This window comes from Azospirillum endophyticum (genome assembly GCF_016595245.1).
GTDB classification, from domain to species: Bacteria; Pseudomonadota; Alphaproteobacteria; order Azospirillales; family Azospirillaceae; genus Azospirillum; species Azospirillum endophyticum.
In genome coordinates this window covers 1-16,278 of the sequence record NZ_JAENHM010000075.1, presented here as the reverse complement: position 1 = coordinate 16,278, position 16,278 = coordinate 1, and the positions used below count along the sequence as shown (strand labels likewise).

Annotated in this window: 15 protein-coding genes and 1 pseudogene; 13 read left to right on the top strand and 3 right to left on the bottom strand. The window is 67.0% G+C overall.

Going from position 1 to position 16,278, the window contains the following annotated elements:
• The coding region (locus JHL17_RS36830; RefSeq protein ID WP_211113645.1) for a hypothetical protein at window positions 1-269 on the top strand (269 nt) is incomplete at its 5' end.
• Between the two features lie 578 nt (window positions 270-847).
• Here the strand turns inward: JHL17_RS36830 and argE are convergent.
• Both argE and JHL17_RS31600 read right to left on the bottom strand, forming a co-directional pair.
• Window positions 848-2,014 (bottom strand): acetylornithine deacetylase, encoded by a 1,167-nt coding sequence (gene argE / locus JHL17_RS31605; protein WP_200198633.1) that lies wholly within the window; start codon window positions 2,012-2,014, stop codon window positions 848-850.
• A gap of 93 nt (window positions 2,015-2,107) precedes the next feature.
• Window positions 2,108-3,211, bottom strand: a complete 1,104-nt coding sequence (locus JHL17_RS31600) for an ABC transporter substrate-binding protein (RefSeq protein WP_247893955.1) — start codon at window positions 3,209-3,211, stop codon at window positions 2,108-2,110.
• A gap of 19 nt (window positions 3,212-3,230) precedes the next feature.
• Here JHL17_RS31600 and JHL17_RS37410 point away from each other — a divergent pair, with 19 nt between their 5' ends.
• Window positions 3,231-3,395 (top strand): hypothetical protein, encoded by a 165-nt coding sequence (locus JHL17_RS37410; protein WP_247893954.1) that lies wholly within the window; start codon window positions 3,231-3,233, stop codon window positions 3,393-3,395.
• A 406-nt stretch (window positions 3,396-3,801) separates the two neighbouring features.
• Here the strand turns inward: JHL17_RS37410 and JHL17_RS31595 are convergent, their stop codons facing one another.
• Window positions 3,802-4,785: a GlxA family transcriptional regulator gene (locus JHL17_RS31595; RefSeq protein ID WP_200198632.1), complete on the bottom strand. Its 984-nt coding sequence runs from the start codon at window positions 4,783-4,785 to the stop codon at window positions 3,802-3,804.
• 94 nt (window positions 4,786-4,879) lie between these two features.
• Here JHL17_RS31595 and JHL17_RS31590 point away from each other — a divergent pair, with 94 nt between their 5' ends.
• From JHL17_RS31590 to JHL17_RS37405, 11 genes and pseudogenes are all read left to right on the top strand, one after another.
• Entirely contained in the window at window positions 4,880-5,566 is a 687-nt protein-coding gene (locus JHL17_RS31590) for a DJ-1/PfpI family protein (protein ID WP_200198631.1), read from the top strand.
• A gap of 55 nt (window positions 5,567-5,621) precedes the next feature.
• Window positions 5,622-6,440 carry a helix-turn-helix transcriptional regulator gene (locus tag JHL17_RS31585; RefSeq protein WP_200198630.1) on the top strand — a complete coding sequence of 273 codons (819 nt, stop codon included), beginning with the start codon at window positions 5,622-5,624 and terminating at the stop codon, window positions 6,438-6,440.
• Window positions 6,441-6,522: 82 nt separating this feature from the next.
• On the top strand, window positions 6,523-8,049 hold the full coding sequence (locus JHL17_RS31580; RefSeq protein ID WP_200198629.1) for an amidohydrolase family protein: 1,527 nt from the start codon (window positions 6,523-6,525) through the stop codon (window positions 8,047-8,049).
• A complete protein-coding gene (locus JHL17_RS31575) occupies window positions 8,039-8,989 on the top strand; it encodes a CobW family GTP-binding protein (protein WP_200198628.1) in 951 nt (316 codons plus the stop codon). Before JHL17_RS31580 ends, JHL17_RS31575 begins: the two co-directional genes overlap by 11 nt.
• 347 nt (window positions 8,990-9,336) lie before the next feature.
• Entirely contained in the window at window positions 9,337-11,298 is a 1,962-nt protein-coding gene (locus JHL17_RS31570; RefSeq protein ID WP_200198627.1) for a sigma-54 interaction domain-containing protein, read from the top strand.
• Between the two features lie 213 nt (window positions 11,299-11,511).
• Complete coding sequence (locus JHL17_RS31565; RefSeq protein WP_200198626.1) at window positions 11,512-11,922, top strand: thioesterase family protein; 411 nt, start codon at window positions 11,512-11,514, stop codon at window positions 11,920-11,922.
• Window positions 11,919-13,277, top strand: coding sequence for an AMP-binding protein (locus tag JHL17_RS31560; protein ID WP_200198625.1), 1,359 nt, complete (start codon window positions 11,919-11,921; stop codon window positions 13,275-13,277). The genes JHL17_RS31565 and JHL17_RS31560 overlap by 4 nt, the downstream gene beginning before the upstream one ends.
• Window positions 13,274-14,038: an enoyl-CoA hydratase/isomerase family protein gene (locus tag JHL17_RS31555; RefSeq protein ID WP_200198624.1), complete on the top strand. Its 765-nt coding sequence runs from the start codon at window positions 13,274-13,276 to the stop codon at window positions 14,036-14,038. Before JHL17_RS31560 ends, JHL17_RS31555 begins: the two co-directional genes overlap by 4 nt.
• 14 nt (window positions 14,039-14,052) lie before the next feature.
• Window positions 14,053-14,742, top strand: a complete 690-nt coding sequence (locus tag JHL17_RS31550) for an HAD family hydrolase (RefSeq protein WP_200198623.1) — start codon at window positions 14,053-14,055, stop codon at window positions 14,740-14,742.
• A gap of 110 nt (window positions 14,743-14,852) precedes the next feature.
• Window positions 14,853-15,983 (top strand): branched-chain amino acid ABC transporter substrate-binding protein, encoded by a 1,131-nt coding sequence (locus JHL17_RS31545; protein WP_200198622.1) that lies wholly within the window; start codon window positions 14,853-14,855, stop codon window positions 15,981-15,983.
• A gap of 189 nt (window positions 15,984-16,172) precedes the next feature.
• Window positions 16,173-16,278: pseudogene (locus tag JHL17_RS37405) on the top strand (branched-chain amino acid ABC transporter permease LivH); the annotation flags it as partial.

The window sequence follows — 16,278 nt, the reverse complement described above, 5'->3', positions numbered from 1 at the left end:
GCCGCCTGCGCATCCCTTCTCACAACACGGTATGTACTTGTCAAAGAACCCGCAACGCTGATCGCGCCGCTTCCGAAGATTTCTCCGGAGAATTCAGCGGCGCTCCGTTCCGGATCACCGCGTCTTCTTCAGACTATTTAGCGGTCTTTACTTTCACTGTCAACCTCTTTTTTTTCGAGGCGCTCGGCAGTTACTTGGTCGGACCACTGTTTCCCTTGAAGCATCACTGCTCTTTCGAACCGTGCTGCGTCGTGGGAGGCGGTGTATAGGCCAGCCGGCTGATGCGGCGCAAGCGCTTTTTTCATCCCCGTTTCCGATTTAAGCGGAAAGAGCAGCCCTTCCAAATTGCTGTGTCGCCGGATTGTGCATCGATCCGCGTCGACCTCGGCGGTTGAGAAATTGCCGGTGGGGTCACGTGATCTTGCACCGGTTCGGTGGACGCCTCCGCGAAGCTCCGAATGCAGCGGGAAGGCGTCTGATGACGAAGACGCGACGGTCCTTCACGGACGAATTCAAACGGGAGGCCGTTGCCCTGCTGGAAGGGAGCGGCCGGCGGCGGTGCTGCATGGAGGTGGCCAGTGTCACAGGCGGAGGCCCCCTGCTCTGGCCTGCCGCCATGCCCCATAACGCGCACGCCGCTCGCCGTCACCACATCCCGCGGAAAGCGGCCCGTGCTCAGCTGGGGGGAGTACGACGCCTTGCTGCGCCGGTGCGGCAGCCTGATCATCTGGCTCTCCGACGAGGGGCGGATCGGCCGCTGGAAAGCAGGTGCTCGGACCGGTGCTGCGCTTTCACACTGATACGGCGCAAGCCTCCGTGCCGGCCCTGTGCGCCTTCCGCGACTTCGTCAAGGTTGCGGCCGGCTGATGCGACCGAGCGCGCCAGCCAGTTCCTCCATGAAGCGGTCGGCGGCGACGAGTTGGGACAGCTCGATGAACTCGTCCGGCTTGTGGCCCTGAGCCATCGATCCCGGGCCGCAGACGATGGTCGGATAGCCGTCCCGACTGAAATGGCCGGCCTCGGTGGTGTAGGCGACGACGAAGCTGTCGTTGTCGCCGGTAATCCGCCGCAACAGGGTGACGATGTCGGAATCGGGATCGGCGACGAGGCCGGGGGTGTCGCAGAACACCGACAGGGTGATGCCGGTGTCGGGGGCGACGGCGTGCATCTCCGGCTCCAGCACCTCACGGCAATAGCGTTCGACCGACTGCAGGATCGGGTGCGGATCGTCGGTCGGCAGATGGCGGATCTCCAGGTCGAACCGGCAGTCGCGCGGCACGATGTTGAAGGCGGTGCCGCCCTGCACCGTCCCGACATGCAGCGTCGTCGAGGGCGGGGAGAAGCGGTGGTCGAACGGCCCCTCGCGGTAGCGCCGCTCGCTCTCCCGCCGGGCGAAATCGATGACGCGGGCGGCGTATTGGACGGCGTTGACGCCCTCCGGCGCCGTCGAGCTGTGGCACTCGAAACCGCGGACATGGCCGTGGGCGCACAGCACGCCCTTGTGGCCGACCACCAGCTTCATCATCGTCGGTTCGCCGACGATACAGGCGGCCGGGCGGATGCCGCGCCGGCGGATCGCCTCCAGCAGGCTCGGCACGCCGAGGCAGCCGATCTCCTCGTCGTAGGACAAAGCCAGATGCACCGGCCGGTCGAGCGCCGCCGCCTTGAAACGCTCCACGGCGTTCAGCGCGACCGCGATGAAGCCCTTCATGTCGGCGGTGCCACGGCCGTAGAGCCGGCCGTCGCGCTCGGTCAGGGTGAAGGGATCGCTGGTCCAGGGCTGGCCCTCCACCGGCACCACGTCGGTATGGCCCGACAGCACGATGCCGCCGTCGCGATCGGGGCCGATGGTCGCCCACAGATGGGCCTTGGTCCCGGTCCCGTCATGGATCAGCTCGGACCCGATGCCGTGCCGCTCCAGATATCCGCGCACCCAGTCGATCAGCGCGAGGTTGGACTTCGAGCTGACGGTGTCGAAGCCGACCAGATGGGCCAGGATGTCTCTGCTCGTCATGACGCTCTCCGAAGGACGAACGGGGCCGGGCTATCCGCCGCCGGTCGGCGGGGCGAACCGGGACGCCAGCCCCATATACCACAGGGCCGGCGGCTATTTCCGGCTGGTCGCTCCGTTGACCAGCGGGCATTCGCTCTGGCTCAGCGGCAGATAGGCCTCGCTCGCCGGGATGGTCGCGACCACCTTGTAATATTCCCAGGGCCCCTTCACCTCGGCCGGGTCCTTGACCTGGACAAGATAAAAATCATGCACGAGCTTGTTGTCGGCACGCAGCCTCGCCCCGCGCGCGAAGAAATCGTCGACCGGCATTGCCCGCATCTTCTCCATGACGGCGTCGGTCGAATCGGTTCCGGCCGCCGCGACGGCCTTCAGATAGTGATGGACAGCGGAGTAGACGGCGGCTTGGGGCGCCGTCGGCATCCTGTGGCGGGCCTCGTAGAAGCGCCGGCCGAACGCCCTGGTCTCGTCGTTCAGGTCCCAGTACCAGGCGGTGACGGTCGTCAGCCCCTTCGCGATCTCCGGACCCATGCTGTGGGCGTCGGTCAGGAACATCAGCTCGGCGACAACCTTCTGGGAGCCGTTGTTCATGCCGAACTCGTTCCACTGCTTCATGGCGGCGACGAGCTGGTCGCCGGCATTGGCGAAGGCGATGACCTTCGCCTGCGAACTGCCCGCCTGCAGAATGAACGAGCTGTAGTCGACGGTGCCGAGCGGATGGAAGACGGCGCCCGCCGATTTGCCGCCGACCTCGGACAGGATCCGCTGCGATTCCGCCACCATGTTCCTGCCGAAGGCATAGTCGGCGGCGATGAAGAACCAGCTGTCGAAACCTTCGCCGACGAGCCTGCGGATCGGGGAGGCGACCAGGTTGTAGTTGTCGTGCAGCCACGCGATGCCGGTCGGCGAGCATTGCTTGCCGCTGATCTCGGTGGTCCCGACCGCCGAATAGATGACGATTTTGTTTTTCTCCCGGGCGACCGACTGGATCGCCAGCGCGACGGCGGAATTCCCGACATCGGCGATCATGTCGACGCCATCGACGTCGATCCACTTGCGCACGGTCTGCGACCCGATGTCGGCCTTGTTCTGGTGGTCGGCGGAGACGAGTTCGACCTTCAGGCCGGGAGTCGATTTCTGGAAATCCTCGATCGCCATCCTTGCGGCGGTGACCGACCCCGGCCCGGCCAGATCGGACAAGGTCCCCGACTGGTCGTTTATGATGCCGATCCTGACCACGCCGTCCGAGAGCTCGGCCGCTGAAGCCGCGGCGGCCGGAACGGTCGCCACGACCGCCATGGCCGACAGCGCGGCAACCGCCGTTGCCGATGTGCGGGCGGCGGAACGGCACCAGGACATGATGGGCTGGAATTTGAAAGGCTGAGACCCGGTGGGCTGGCTTCGATGATGGTGCATGGTTCTCGTCGTCCCTGCGCTAAGTCGGTCATTGCGAGTGCTGTGACGCGATGGATCTTCCGCCCGGGCTCATGCCGCCCCCCGGTCCCTGCCCTCTTCGCGGGCCGACCGTCCGGCCCCCGGAGCCCGCAGCGATTTTGAAGCGACCTCATCGGATCGCACGCGGCCCCGCCCATCGGACGGGCGGCATGGCTTGACCCGGCATCCGGCCCGCTATCGGACCTGGAAGGCGGAGAGTCCCTGCAAGCTCCCTGTTCCGGTTGCGGCACCGCTGCCGACCGTGAAGGTCCGGCCGAGATGCCGATCAGATTATGGTGACCCTTCCCACTTTGGCCGGCCGCCGCCCCGCCCGCCATCCTCCCAGGGGAGGATGGTCAGCGGGACGGCAGGGAGGCCGGCAATGAAGGCTGCTGGGGAGCTTTCGCGGCGCGGGCGGCACGGCGCAGGGCCTGCGGCGCTTGGCCGAAGCTGCGGATGAAAGCGCGGCGCATCCGCTCGGGATCGCCGAAGCCGGTGATCTGCGCCACCCGCTCGATCATTTCGCTGGAGGATTCGATCCAGGAGCGCGCGACCTCGATGCGCAGCTTCTCGATCGCCTTCGACGGGGTCATGCCGGTCTCCGCAATAAAGGTCCGGGCGAAGTGCCGCGAGCTCATGCCGACCCGCTCGGCCAGATCCTCGACCGTCAGCGCCTCGTCGAGATGCTCGCGCGCCCAGGAAAGCAGCGCGTCGAAACGGCCATGCGGCGCCTTCAGTTCGAGGAGCGGCGAGAATTGCGTCTGCCTGCCGCTGCGGCGCTGGTAGAGCACGAGCTGGCGGGCGGTGTTCTGCGCCACCGCATCGCCATGGTCCTCGGCCACCAGCGCGAGCGCGAGGTCGATCCCGGCGGTGATGCCGGCGGAGGTCCACACGCCGCCGTCACAGGTGAAGATCTTGTCGGGTTCGAGCTTCACGCCGGGATAGCGGGCGATGAAGTCCTGCGTCCGGCACCAGTGGGTGGTGGCGCGGCGCCCCTCCAGCAATCCGGCCTCGGCCAGCACATAGGCGCCGGAACAGACGCTGGCGATCCGCACGCCCCGGCCCGCCAGCCGCCGCACGAAGGCGAGGGTCGTGTCGCACCCCGCCGCGGCCGTGACCCCCTCCCCGCCTGCCACGATCAGGGTCGTGAGGGCCCTGGCCGAGCGCAGCCCGTATGCGAGGGTCTCGATGCCCGAGGAACTCCGCACCGGTCCGGGATCGGCGGCGAACATCCGGATCGGCGCCGGCTTGCCCGCAAAGCGCCCGGCGATCTCGAACACCGATATCGGGCCTGCGGCGTCCAGCAGCTGGAAATCCGGATAGATCAGAATTCCGATCATGGGGTCCGTCCGAAAAGGAGGGAATTACGCCGTTTCCGACCCGATGCCATCATGGCAGATTTATTTCGTCAAGCCGAATATCTGGAGACCCACGATGGCGACCCCGCTGCAAATCGGACTAATGGTCTTTCCTCGCGTCACCCAGCTCGACCTTACCGGGCCGTTGCAGGTCTTCTCCAGCGTACCGGGTGCCGACGTCCATTTGATCTGGAAAAGCATGGAGCCAGTTCCGAGCGATTCCGTCCTTGCGATGACGCCCACCGTCACCTTCGCCGACTGTCCGCAACTTGACGTCATCTGCGTGCCGGGCGGATACGGCACCGACGATCTTCTGGCCGACGACGAGGTGCTCGACTTCCTGCGGAAACAGGCGACGGGCGCCCGCTATGTCACCTCGGTCTGTACCGGATCGCTGGTGCTCGGCGCGGCCGGCCTGCTGAAGGGCTATCGCGCCACCACCCATTGGAGCGCGGTCGAGGCGCTTCCGCTCTTCGGGGCGACGCCGTCGCGGGAACGGGTCTGCGTCGACCGCAACCGCATCACCGGTGGCGGCGTCACCGCCGGCATCGACTTCGCGCTGACCCTGGTCGCGACCCTCGTCGACCGCCCGACCGCGGAGGCGGTGCAGCTTCGCCTGGAATACAATCCCGCCCCGCCGTTCGACGCCGGCTCGCCCGATACCGCGCCGCCGGAGGTGCTCGCCGCGATGAGCGAGAAGATCGCACCGTTCCGGGCCCGCAGGATGGAGGCGGTCCGGCACGCCGCCGGGCGGATGCCCTGACACCGCGCGGTGGCCGAGGAAAGCACGACCCCGACCTTTGGGAAGCGAGGGCGACATGGTGTGTCATGGAGATATGCAGGGCGGCACCGTCTCGCATCACGGCCTGCTGGCCGCCTGGGCCGAGACGTCGGCGGACCTTGTCGAAGCGATCGAGGATCCGGTGTTCCCGATCATCTTCTCCCGCTCGCTCGCCAGGCTGATCTCCTTCGACGCCTGCACGCAGACCGTCTACGACGGCCGGAACGGGCCGGTCCCGCTCGGCGATGACGGCCGGGACCGGCGCGCGGACGGTCCTCCGCCGCATCCGTTCCAGCGGATGTACCGGGCCGGCATCAGGTCCGGCGTGTACCTGCTGCGCGACATCCTCCGGTTCGGCCACCCGGCGGCCGGCGGGGTGGCCGGCGGGGTGGCCGGCGGCGGCGGCGAACTCTGCATCGTCCTGCCGATGTCCGGCGACGCCTGCACGCTGGTGGTCCTGACCCGCAGGCCGGGCGGACCGGGCTTCACCGACGCGGAGGTCCGGACGGTGAGGACAGTCCTGCCCTTCCTGACCTCGGTGTTCCGTCGCCACTGGCAATCGGCCGGCATGCCGGCCGACGGTCGGGACGATAGCCGGCCCGATCACCAACCCGACGGGATCGACCGCGGGCTGCTGCAGAGGATCGACCGCCTCAGTCCGCGCGAGAAGGAGATCGTCGGTCTGCTGATCGGCGGACATTCGACGCTGTCGATCAGCCTCAGGCTGGATATTTCCGGAACGACGGTCAAGACCCACCGCAAGAACCTGTATTCGAAGCTGGGGGTCGGGACGATACACGAGCTGTTCAGTCTTTACGGCACCTCCATCAAGGAACGAATGGCCCGCAGTTGCTGATGCGGCATGATGGATTTTAAAATATTCGCGCCGTTCCCGCGATGGAAAGCCGTCGGCGCTGCCTGGAACGAGGAGTGAAGCGATGGCGCCGAACCATGCATATGATCTGGTGATCCGGGGGGGCCGCGTCATCGATCCGGAAAGCGGCCGCGACGAGGTCGCCGATGTCGGCATCAGGTCGGGGACCATCGCCGCGGTCGGGACGATCCCCGAGGCGTCCGGCGGCGGGAGCATCGATGCCGCCGGGAAAATCGTCTGTCCCGGCTTCGTCGACATCCACGCGCATGGCCAGTCGGTCGCGGCGGACTGGATGCAGGCGTTCGACGGCGTGACCACGGCGCTGGAGTTGGAGGTCGGCACCCTACCGGTGGCGGCCTGGTACGACGGGCAGCGGGCCGCAGGGCGTGTCCTGAATTACGGGGCGTCGGTCGGCTGGATTTTCGCGCGCAAGGCCGTCAAGGCCGGCATCGCTCCGGATCCGGCCCTGCACCCGATGGAGATGATGGGCCAGGGCGCCGGCGACGACGGCGGGTGGTCGAGCGGGGTGACGTCCGCCGACGAGCTCGACCGGATCCGCGGCATGCTGGCCGACGGCCTACGGGAGGGCGGCATCGGCGTCGGCATCCCGCACGGCTATGCGCCGGGCGCGGGCGTCAAGGAGATGACGGCGGTCTGCGAGGCCGCGGCGCAGGCCAGCGTCCCGACCTTCACCCATATCCCCTTCATGTCCAACACCGATCCGCAGAGTTCGGAGGAATCCTATGTCCGGCTGATCGGCTATGCCGCCGCGACCGGCGCCCACATGCATGTCTGCCACTTGAACTCCACCTCGCTGCACGACATCGCCCGATGCCGCGAGCTCCTCATGAACGCGCAGGCGCGGGGGTTGCCGATCACCGTCGAGGCCTATCCCTACGGCACCGGCTCGACGGTCGTCTCCGCCGCCTTCTTCGCAGACCCGGATTTCCCGGCGCGGACCGGTTCGGCCTATGACAGCATCGAACTGATCCACAACCGCCATCAGATGCGTGACCGGAGCGAGCTGCTCGCCATCAGGCAGGCTGATCCGGGGGCGCTGGTCGCCTGGCATTTCCTGGATCTGGAACGCAACGACCGCCATCGCGATCTGCTCGACCTCTCCGTCCTCTATCCCGGCGGCGCCATCGCGTCGGATGCGATGCCCTGGGTCGAGCCGGACGGCTCCCTCTACCGCGGCACCGAGTGGCCGCTGCCGGAACGGCTGTCGTCCCATCCGCGCTCCGCCGGGACCTTCAGCAAATTCCTGGGCGACTATCACCGCGGGCGCGGCAGCATCGGCCTGATGGAAGCGATCGCCAAATGCACCCTCATCCCGGCACGGATCCTCGAAGGATGCCTGCCGCAGATGCGCAGGAAGGCCAGGATCCAGCAAGGGTGCGAGGCCGACATCGCCGTCTTCGATCCGGAGACCGTCGCGGCGCGCGCCAGCTTCACCGACATGACGGCACCCGCCGCCGGCATGGAGGCGCTGCTGGTCGGAGGGATGCCGGTCATCCTCGGCGGGGTGCTCGACACACAGGCGCGGCCGGGCCGCGCGCTCCGATGCGGAGGCCGGGACGATGGACGATGACCTGCCGGCCGATCCCGTCCCGGTGATGCTCGTCACCGGCGTGCTGGGATCGGGCAAGACCACGCTGATCAACCACATCCTGAACGCTGCCGCCGGGCGGAGATTCGCTGCCATCGTCAATGATTTCGGCGCGATCAACATCGACGAGGCGATCCTGTCGGCTTCGGGCCGATCCGTCATCGGCCTGAAGAATGGCTGCATCTGCTGCTCTCTCCAGGGCGATCTGCTACGGACGCTGCGGACCATCCTGTCCCACAAGCCCCGCGTCGACGGGATCGTGATCGAGGCGAGCGGCATTTCCGACCCGCGCGGCATCGTCGCGGCGCTGTTCGACCCGGTGCTGAGGGACGCGGTCGGGCTCGATTCCGTGGTGACGGTGGTCGATGCGGAGGAGCATGACGTCGCCGACGGGCTGTGGCGAACCCAGATCGAGGCCGCCGATTTCGTCGTCCTGTCCAAGGCCGACCGCGTGTCCGACAAGGCGCTGCTCGGCGTCCGGACACTGCTGCATGCCATGCGGAAACGGACGGTGTTCGTCGTCCGGCAGGCCGCCGACATTCCTTTCGACATCCTCTTCGGCAACCCGCCCGAGCAGATTGAAGGGGTGGAGGCGAGCCTCCCTCTCCACCCCGCCGGCGAGCGGTTCGTGAAGCTCGAATGGACCTCGGAGGGTCCGGTCTCCCTCCCGGCCTTCCAGAGCGGGGTTCAGAGCTTCGCCGCGCAGCTCGCCCGCGGCAAGGGCTTCCTGACGCTCCGCGAACGGCCGGGCGAGCGGTTCCTGTTCCAGCTCGTCGGGACGCGGGCGAGCCTGTTGCCGACGACGCTGCCCGCCCCCGGTTCAGGACCCGGCTCCGGCGTCCAGCTCGTCTTCATCGGCCGGGAAGACCGGTTCGACGCCCGGCTGGCGAAAGCCGCCCTCGACGCGATCAGGCTCGCATAGCATGGCGGCGGTTCAGTCGGGAGTCGCGCCAAGTCTGGGTTGACGACGCCGAGCGTCATCAGGCGGACGCCATGAATTGGAAGCGCGCCACACCGAGGGGAGGAACTTGAAGCCACGCATCGGCCGGGTGCGGCCTTCGCCCCCCGCGGTGGCCTTGCTCAAGGTGATCGTTCTTAAATTTCGATGTGCAGTGCTCGACACCGTCTCCGAACACCTTTTCCGGGGCCGCAGGGTAGTGCATGCATTTTCTTTGCCTTTCCTGCGCGACCCAGCCCATTCTTTACAGCGGATCATTTGCCGGGCCCCGCCGCCCCATCCTTGCATTTCCCGCTGTAACGGATTCGCCTATGACGGCGCGACACGCCTTTCCAGACACACCACGTGACCATTTCCTGCGCGGCGAGGAGCCGCCGCCCGGGTGTCTGGACGAGGCGGTGCTGTCTTCCTGGCGGCGTCTGCGCGACCAGGCGCCGGAAGGGGCTGCCGGTCCGGTGCCGAGAGGGCGGCTTTCAATTAATCGGCTGCTGGGTAGCATAGCGGCCACCAGCGCGCTGATCCTCGGCTCGATCCGCCTGATCCTGGGCCGCGACCACCCTGTCGCCATCGTCCTGGTCGACGGCGACCTGATCATCCACAGCGTCACCGGAGACCGCCTCTTCGTCGAAGGGCTGGATGCGGCCGGCTTGGGCGAGGGCCGGTCGGCGGCGGAGAATGCCGTCGGCACCAACGCCATCGATCTGTGCCTGCGGGAACGGCGCCCGATGGTCACATCCGACTGGCACCATGTCAGCGCCGACCTGGCGAACACCATGATCGCCGCCGCACCCCTATTCGGCTTGAACACCGCCTTGCACGGCGCCATCGCGCTGGTGTCGGACGCATCGGTCGGAACGGACACGCTGAGCGGCCTTGCCCTGTTGTGCGCCGAAAGCACCAGCGCCCAGATGGGTGCCGTCGAGACCAGTGGAAATCTCGATCGCATGCTGGTTGAGCAGCGGGCCATCATCGACAGCATCTCCGATGGATTGCTGGTGGTGGACGAGGATGGCCGGGTCCGCCACATGAATGCACCGGCCGGCCGTATTCTGACCCTGAACCCGGAGCAGAGCGTCGGCCGCCGCTTTGCCGAACTGCTCGATTTCGAGCCGGTCATCGCGCCGATCTTCCGCACCGGCATCGGCTATTACGACCGGGAACTGATCATCGATTCCGGCCGGCGCCACCTGCATCTGGTCGACACCGCCATTCCCATCAAGGACATACAGGGCAAGGTCCAATCGGTCGTCAACACCTTCCGGGAGTTCAACCGCGCCAAGCGGATCGCGCAGCAGATCGCCGGCAGTCCGGTGCGCTACACCTTCGACGACATCATCGGCACATCGGATTGCCTGCGCCACGCCATTGGCGATGCCCGCAAGGCGGCGCTCGGCACCGCGAACGTCCTGCTGAATGGACCGAGCGGCAGCGGCAAGGAGGTCTTCGCCCAGGCCATCCATGCCCATGGCGACCGCCGCGACTCCCCCTTCATCGCCGTCAATTGCGCAGCCCTGCCGCGCGAGTTGATCGAAAGCGAGCTGTTCGGCTACGTCGCCGGCAGCTTCACCGGGGCGCAGAAGGATGGACGCCCAGGCAAGTTCGAAATGGCTTCCGGCGGAACGATCTTCCTCGACGAGATCACGGAGATGCCGCTGGACCTCCAGGCCAAGCTGCTGCGGGTTCTCCAGGAACGCGAGGTCACCCGGATCGGCGCCACCCGGCCCATCCCGGTCGATGTCCGGGTCATCGCCGCGTCCAATCGGAATCTGAAAGATGCCATCGCCCGGCGGGAGTTCCGCGACGACCTGTATTATCGCCTGCACGTCGTCTCGATCACCATCCCGGCGCTGAAGGACCGCAGAAGCGACATCCCGATGCTGGCGACCCACTTCCTGCGCAAATACGCCGCCGGCGCCGGCAAGCCCGTGTTCACCATTTCCGACGCGGCCCTGCGGTCGATGGCCGAGTACGACTGGCCGGGCAATGTCCGTGAACTCGAAAATACCCTGGAGCGCCTCGTCGTTCTGTCCGACGGCACGGAAATCCAACGTTTCGACCCACCCGGCGATGCAAGACCGCCGACACCGCTTCCCCCCACACCGACGGCCCTGAAGTCCTTGCGCGAGCATGAACGCGACGTCATCGCCGCCACGCTGGTCCATGTGGACCACAATGTGACCAAAGCGGCGGAAATCCTCGGCATCGCACGGCCGACGCTTTACAGCAAAATTCGCGATTACGGGCTTGTCTTGCAGCGTACCGGGGGTGGATAAACCGTCTTGATTCCGAACGACCGTAAGTTTTTTTAACGTTTTATTTTCTGACAATCCCCTCAAACGTCACGTTCCCGCAGAGTCGCACACCCGTCTGCCGGCAGATTAAATATTTGATATTGTTTAATTATCTGCCTTCCTCGCCAGCTCAGCAAAGGCTGGCACGACCATTGCGTAATACCGGCTGAGCCCCTGAATTAGGAGACAGCCCGTATGATCCCCCCCCTGGACCCGGAGCGCGTCGAAACGGTGCAGCTCGTCGTCGACAAATCGATGACGGCCGACGCTTTCGCCCGCGACTCCGACGAACGCTATCCGCAGGTCCTTGCCACACCGGTGATGATCGCGGAGATGGAGCGCGCCTGTGCCGCCCTGCTGCGCCCCATGCTTCAGTCCGGAGAGCTGTCGGTCGGGGCCAAGCTCGACGTGTCGCATGTCGCCCCGACACCGGTCGGCGGACAGGTGACCACCAGTGCCCGCTTCACGGGCCGCGAGGGCGCCCTCTATTGGTTCAACGTCTGGTCCGAGGACGCCGGCGGCAAGATCGGTCAGGGCCGACACGCCCGCGCCATCCTGCCTCAATCCGCCATCGAAGCCCGTGCCGCCGCGCGCGCCGGTTCGTGACCGGTGCTTCCACCATCCAGACCGAGGCCCTGATGCCGACCTCCGATCTTTTCCACTCCGATTTCGAAACCCTGGCCGACGGCGAGGTCCGTGCCTTGCAGGATCGCCTCTGGGCGGCGCAATGGGCCTATGTGTCCGACCGGTCGGCAATGTACCGGCGCATGCTTCCCGCCAGCATCGGGAAACCGGTGACGCTCGACGGCCTCCAGGATCTGCCGCTGACCGACAAGGAAGACCTGCGCGCCGGGCAGGAAGCCGCCTATCCCTTCGGCGACTATGTGGCCTGTGCCGAGGCGAGCGTCGTCCGCCTGCACCGCACCTCCGGCACCACAGGCCGGGCGCTCAACCTCGCCAACAGCCGGCAGGACTGCGACCGCATCGCCACCATCGGCGGCCGGGCGATGCATGCCTCCGGACTGCGTTCGACCGACCGCGTGGTGCATTGCCTGAATTACTGCATGTGGACCGGCGGCGTGACCGACCACATGACGCTGGAGGCGGCGGGGGCGACGGTGGTGCCCTTCGGCGTCGGCAACACCAGGCAGCTTCTCCAGACCATCCGCGACCTGAAGATCACCGCCATCTCCTGCACGCCGTCCTATCCCGCCCTGCTTGAAAAGCTTTTGCGCGACGAGGGCGGTCCGGCGCCACGCGACCTTGGGCTTCGCCTCGGCCTTTTCGGCGGCGAGGCCGGGCTGGACAATGCGGCCTTCCGCACGGCGATGGAGGAAACCTGGGGCTTCGGCGTGCGCAACGCCAATTACGGACTCAGCGAAGTGCTGAGCACGCTGGGCAGCCAGTGCGAGGCGACCACCGACCTGCATTTCCACGGCAGCGACTATTTGTTCGCCGAGATCCTCGACGCGGAGGGCAACCGCCTGCCGATCCGCGAGGGCACGGTGGGGGAACTGGTCTGCACCCACATCGAAAAGGAATGCCAGCCGCTGATCCGCTACCGCACCCGCGACGTCATCACCGTGACCGGCACCGGGCGCTGCGCCTGCGGCCGGACCTCCTGGCGCTTCCGTGTCAGCGGGCGCACCGACGATATGTTCAACGTGCGCGGAATCAACGTCTTCCCCAGTGCCGTCCGCAAGGCGGTCAGCAGCCTGCCGGCGCTGTCGTCCGGCCATTTCCGCATCCGGCTCGTCGGGCCCGGGCCGTACGACCGTATCCAACTCCGCGTGGAAGCCGCCGAAGGGCTGCCTCAGACGGCTTGGCCCGCCGCCGCAGTGGAACTGGAGAAGGCGGTGCGCGACCAAGCCGGCGCCACGGCCACGGTCACCATGATCCCGCATGACTCGCTGCCGCGCACCGCCGGCAAGACCGACTGGATCGAAAGGGTCGCATCATGAGCACGGTCACTCTCGAGGTGGCGGCCGGCATCGGCCGCGTGACGCTGAACCGGCCGGAGCGGATGAACGCCATCGGCACCGTCCTGCTGCGTGACCTTCACGCCGCGCTGACCGAAGCGGCGGAGCGCCCGGACGTGTCGGTGATCCTGCTGTGCGGCGCCGGGCGGGCCTTCTGCGCGGGCGACGACCTGAAGGAATTCGACCAGCAGACTCGCGACGATGCCGCGATCCGCGCCCACATCGCCGGCATCCAGCAGATCACCCACGACCTGATGTTCGGGTCGAAGATCGTCGTGGGGGCGGTGCACGGCTTCGCCGTGGGCGGCGGGTTCGAATGGCTGCTGAACTGCGACCTCGTGGTCGCCTCCGACGACCTCCAGGCCTTCTTCCCCGAAATGGACTGGGGCCAGTTCGTGACCGGCGGGGTGACGCATCTGCTGCCGCTGGCGGTCGGCTATCAGCGGGCGATGGAACTGATGCTTCTGGGCGAACGGCAATCGGCGGCACGGCTGGCCGAACTCGGGCTGGTCAACCGGGTGGTCCCGCGCGAGGCGCTGCTCGACACCGCAGCGGAATTGGCGACGGTGGTGGCCGGGAAGTCGCGCTTCTCCACCGGCCGGCTGAAGCGCCTGATGACGGTCGACCTGTCCGACCTGCTGCGCCGCGCGCTGGACCTGGAGGCGGTGGCCACCATCGAGGCGTTCGGCAATCCCGAAGCCGCCGAACGGGTCGCCCGTTTCGCCACGCGCAAGTCGTCTTGAGAAGAGGAACGGGAATGGACGCGATCAAGGCCGTCACCTTCGATTACTTCGGCACGCTGGTGGATGTCGATGCCGGCGGTACCGCCGGCATGGCGCAGGTGCTGTCCAGGCTGGGCCGCGGCGACCTGGATGCCGCCACCCTCTACCTCGACTGGGACGTGCGCAACGTCCAGCTCTACCGGTCGTCCGCCTATCGCCGATACCGCGAGGTCGCCGCCGAGGCGCTGGCCGCCACGCTGGCCTGGGCCGGGATCGAGCGGGTGGATGCGGCTGTGCTTCCGGGCCTAGCCGACACGCTGCTGACCGGCCTCGTCGAGCAGGCGCCGCCGCACCCCGAGGTGCCGGAGATCCTCCCCCTGCTGGCGACCAAATACCCGCTGATGCCGATCACCAACATGGACAGCGACCTGTTCGCGCGCAGCCGGCTGGCCTCCTTCTTTCCCAGCGTCACGACCGCCGAGATGGCCCGGGCCTACAAGCCGTCGGAGCGCATCTTCCGTCTGGCTCTGGAACGGCTGGCGCTTGCCCCCGGGGAGGTCCTGCACGCGTCGCTGGCCTCCTGGGCGGATATCGACGGAGCCAAGCCGCTGGGCATGCGGGTCGCCTGGATCAACCGCACACAGGACCGGCTGGGGCCGTGGCAGCCCCGGCCCGACCATGAGTTCGCCGATCTCACCGGATTGCGTGAGGTGCTGGCTTTCTGACATCGGGCGCACCGCAAGGTGGGTCCTGCCGAAACACGTCCGCCGCATGCGGCCCGGCGGGCGGATGCAACGACACAACAACATGCCGCGCCAATGAATGGGGAAGTTCCATGTCTCGATCCGACACGTTCATCCGCAAGCTGTTCCGTGGCAACCTTCTTCGTTTCGGCATTTCGCTCGCGGCACTGGTGCCGACGGCGGCGGCAGCCGATGTCAAACTGGGCCTCGCCGGGCCGGTCACCGGACAGTACGCTTCCTTCATGGAGCAGATGCGGCGTGGCGCCGACCTCGCCGTCGCCGATCTCAACGCCGCCGGCGGCATCAACGGTGAGAAGGTCGTCCTGCAGGTGGCCGACGATGCCTGCGATCCCAAGCAGGCGGTGGCGGTCGCCAACCGCTTCGTCGCCGACGGCGTACAGGCGGTGGTCGGGCATTTCTGCTCCAGTTCGACCATTCCGGCCTCCAGCGTCTATGCGGAGGCCGGACTGGTGATCGTGACGCCAGCCTCGACCAACCCGACGATCACCGAGCGCGGTCTGACCAACATGTTCCGCGTCTGCGGGCGGGACGACCAGGCCGCCGGCGTGGCGGCCAAGCAGATCGTCAGCCGGCATCTCGGGCAAACCATCGCCGTCGTCCACGACAAGTCCACCTATGGCCAGGGCATCGCCGAGGGGGTGCGGGCCGAACTGGCGAAACAGGGCATCAACGCCGTGCTGTTCGAAGGCATCACGCAGGGCGAGCGGGATTTCTCGGCTCTGGTCGCCCGGTTGAAGGCCTTGAACGTCGATCTGGTCTTCTTCGGCGGCTATCACACCGAGGCCGGGCTGCTGGTGCGCCAGGCATCCGAACAGGGGCTCAAGACCCGGTTCGTCGCCGGCGACGGTCTGGCGACCACCGAATTCGCGTCCATCGCCGGGCCGGCCAGCGACGGCGTGATGTTCACCTTCTACCCGGACCCGCGCGTCAACGCCGGCACCGCCGATCTGGTGCGGCGTTTCCGTGCCGCCGGCTTCGAGCCGGAGGGCTTCACCCTCTACACCTACGCCGCCGTCAAGGTTCTGGCCGACGCGGCCAAAGCGGCGAAGACGATGAAAGGCGACAAGCTCGCCGACGCATTGCGTGCCGGCACCTATCACACCGTGCTGGGCGACATCCGGTTCGACCGGAAGGGCGATCCGAACTCCGAGCCCTTCGTGCTCTATGCCTGGAACAACGGCACCTACGCTCCCCTGAAGTGATCCCGGCAGCACGCCTGCCCTGACGAACGGAGCCGCAACCACGGCCGCCGAACGCGGGGACATGCCCGCCGCTCGTCCCGAACCAGGACGAGCGGCGCCGTGGCGCATCGCGCCGTCCGTCCCGACTCCAAGCCCGTTCCGGCCGTTCGTTCGTGCAGGAAGGGGCCTCAAACTTCGGGCGACGACTTCATGGACTATTTTCTTCAGCAATTGATCAACGGCTTGTCGCTCGGGGCGATCTACGGCCTGATCGCGATCGGCTACACGATGGTGTACGGCATCATCGGCATGATCA

Bases quoted from the DNA above. Each gene is read 5' to 3' on its own strand.
- JHL17_RS31570 (WP_200198627.1), top strand. From the start codon at position 9,337: ATGACGGCGCGACACGCCTTTCCAGACACACCACGTGACCATTTCCTG.
- argE (WP_200198633.1), bottom strand. From the start codon at position 2,014: ATGACGAGCAGAGACATCCTGGCCCATCTGGTCGGCTTCGACACCGTC.
- JHL17_RS31565 (WP_200198626.1), top strand. From the start codon at position 11,512: ATGATCCCCCCCCTGGACCCGGAGCGCGTCGAAACGGTGCAGCTCGTC.
- JHL17_RS31595 (WP_200198632.1), bottom strand. From the start codon at position 4,785: ATGATCGGAATTCTGATCTATCCGGATTTCCAGCTGCTGGACGCCGCA.
- JHL17_RS31580 (WP_200198629.1), top strand. From the start codon at position 6,523: ATGGCGCCGAACCATGCATATGATCTGGTGATCCGGGGGGGCCGCGTC.
- JHL17_RS31545 (WP_200198622.1), top strand. From the start codon at position 14,853: ATGTCTCGATCCGACACGTTCATCCGCAAGCTGTTCCGTGGCAACCTT.
- JHL17_RS37410 (WP_247893954.1), top strand. From the start codon at position 3,231: ATGATGCCGATCCTGACCACGCCGTCCGAGAGCTCGGCCGCTGAAGCC.
- JHL17_RS31590 (WP_200198631.1), top strand. From the start codon at position 4,880: ATGGCGACCCCGCTGCAAATCGGACTAATGGTCTTTCCTCGCGTCACC.
- JHL17_RS31585 (WP_200198630.1), top strand. From the start codon at position 5,622: ATGGTGTGTCATGGAGATATGCAGGGCGGCACCGTCTCGCATCACGGC.
- JHL17_RS31555 (WP_200198624.1), top strand. From the start codon at position 13,274: ATGAGCACGGTCACTCTCGAGGTGGCGGCCGGCATCGGCCGCGTGACG.
- JHL17_RS31575 (WP_200198628.1), top strand. From the start codon at position 8,039: ATGGACGATGACCTGCCGGCCGATCCCGTCCCGGTGATGCTCGTCACC.
- JHL17_RS31550 (WP_200198623.1), top strand. From the start codon at position 14,053: ATGGACGCGATCAAGGCCGTCACCTTCGATTACTTCGGCACGCTGGTG.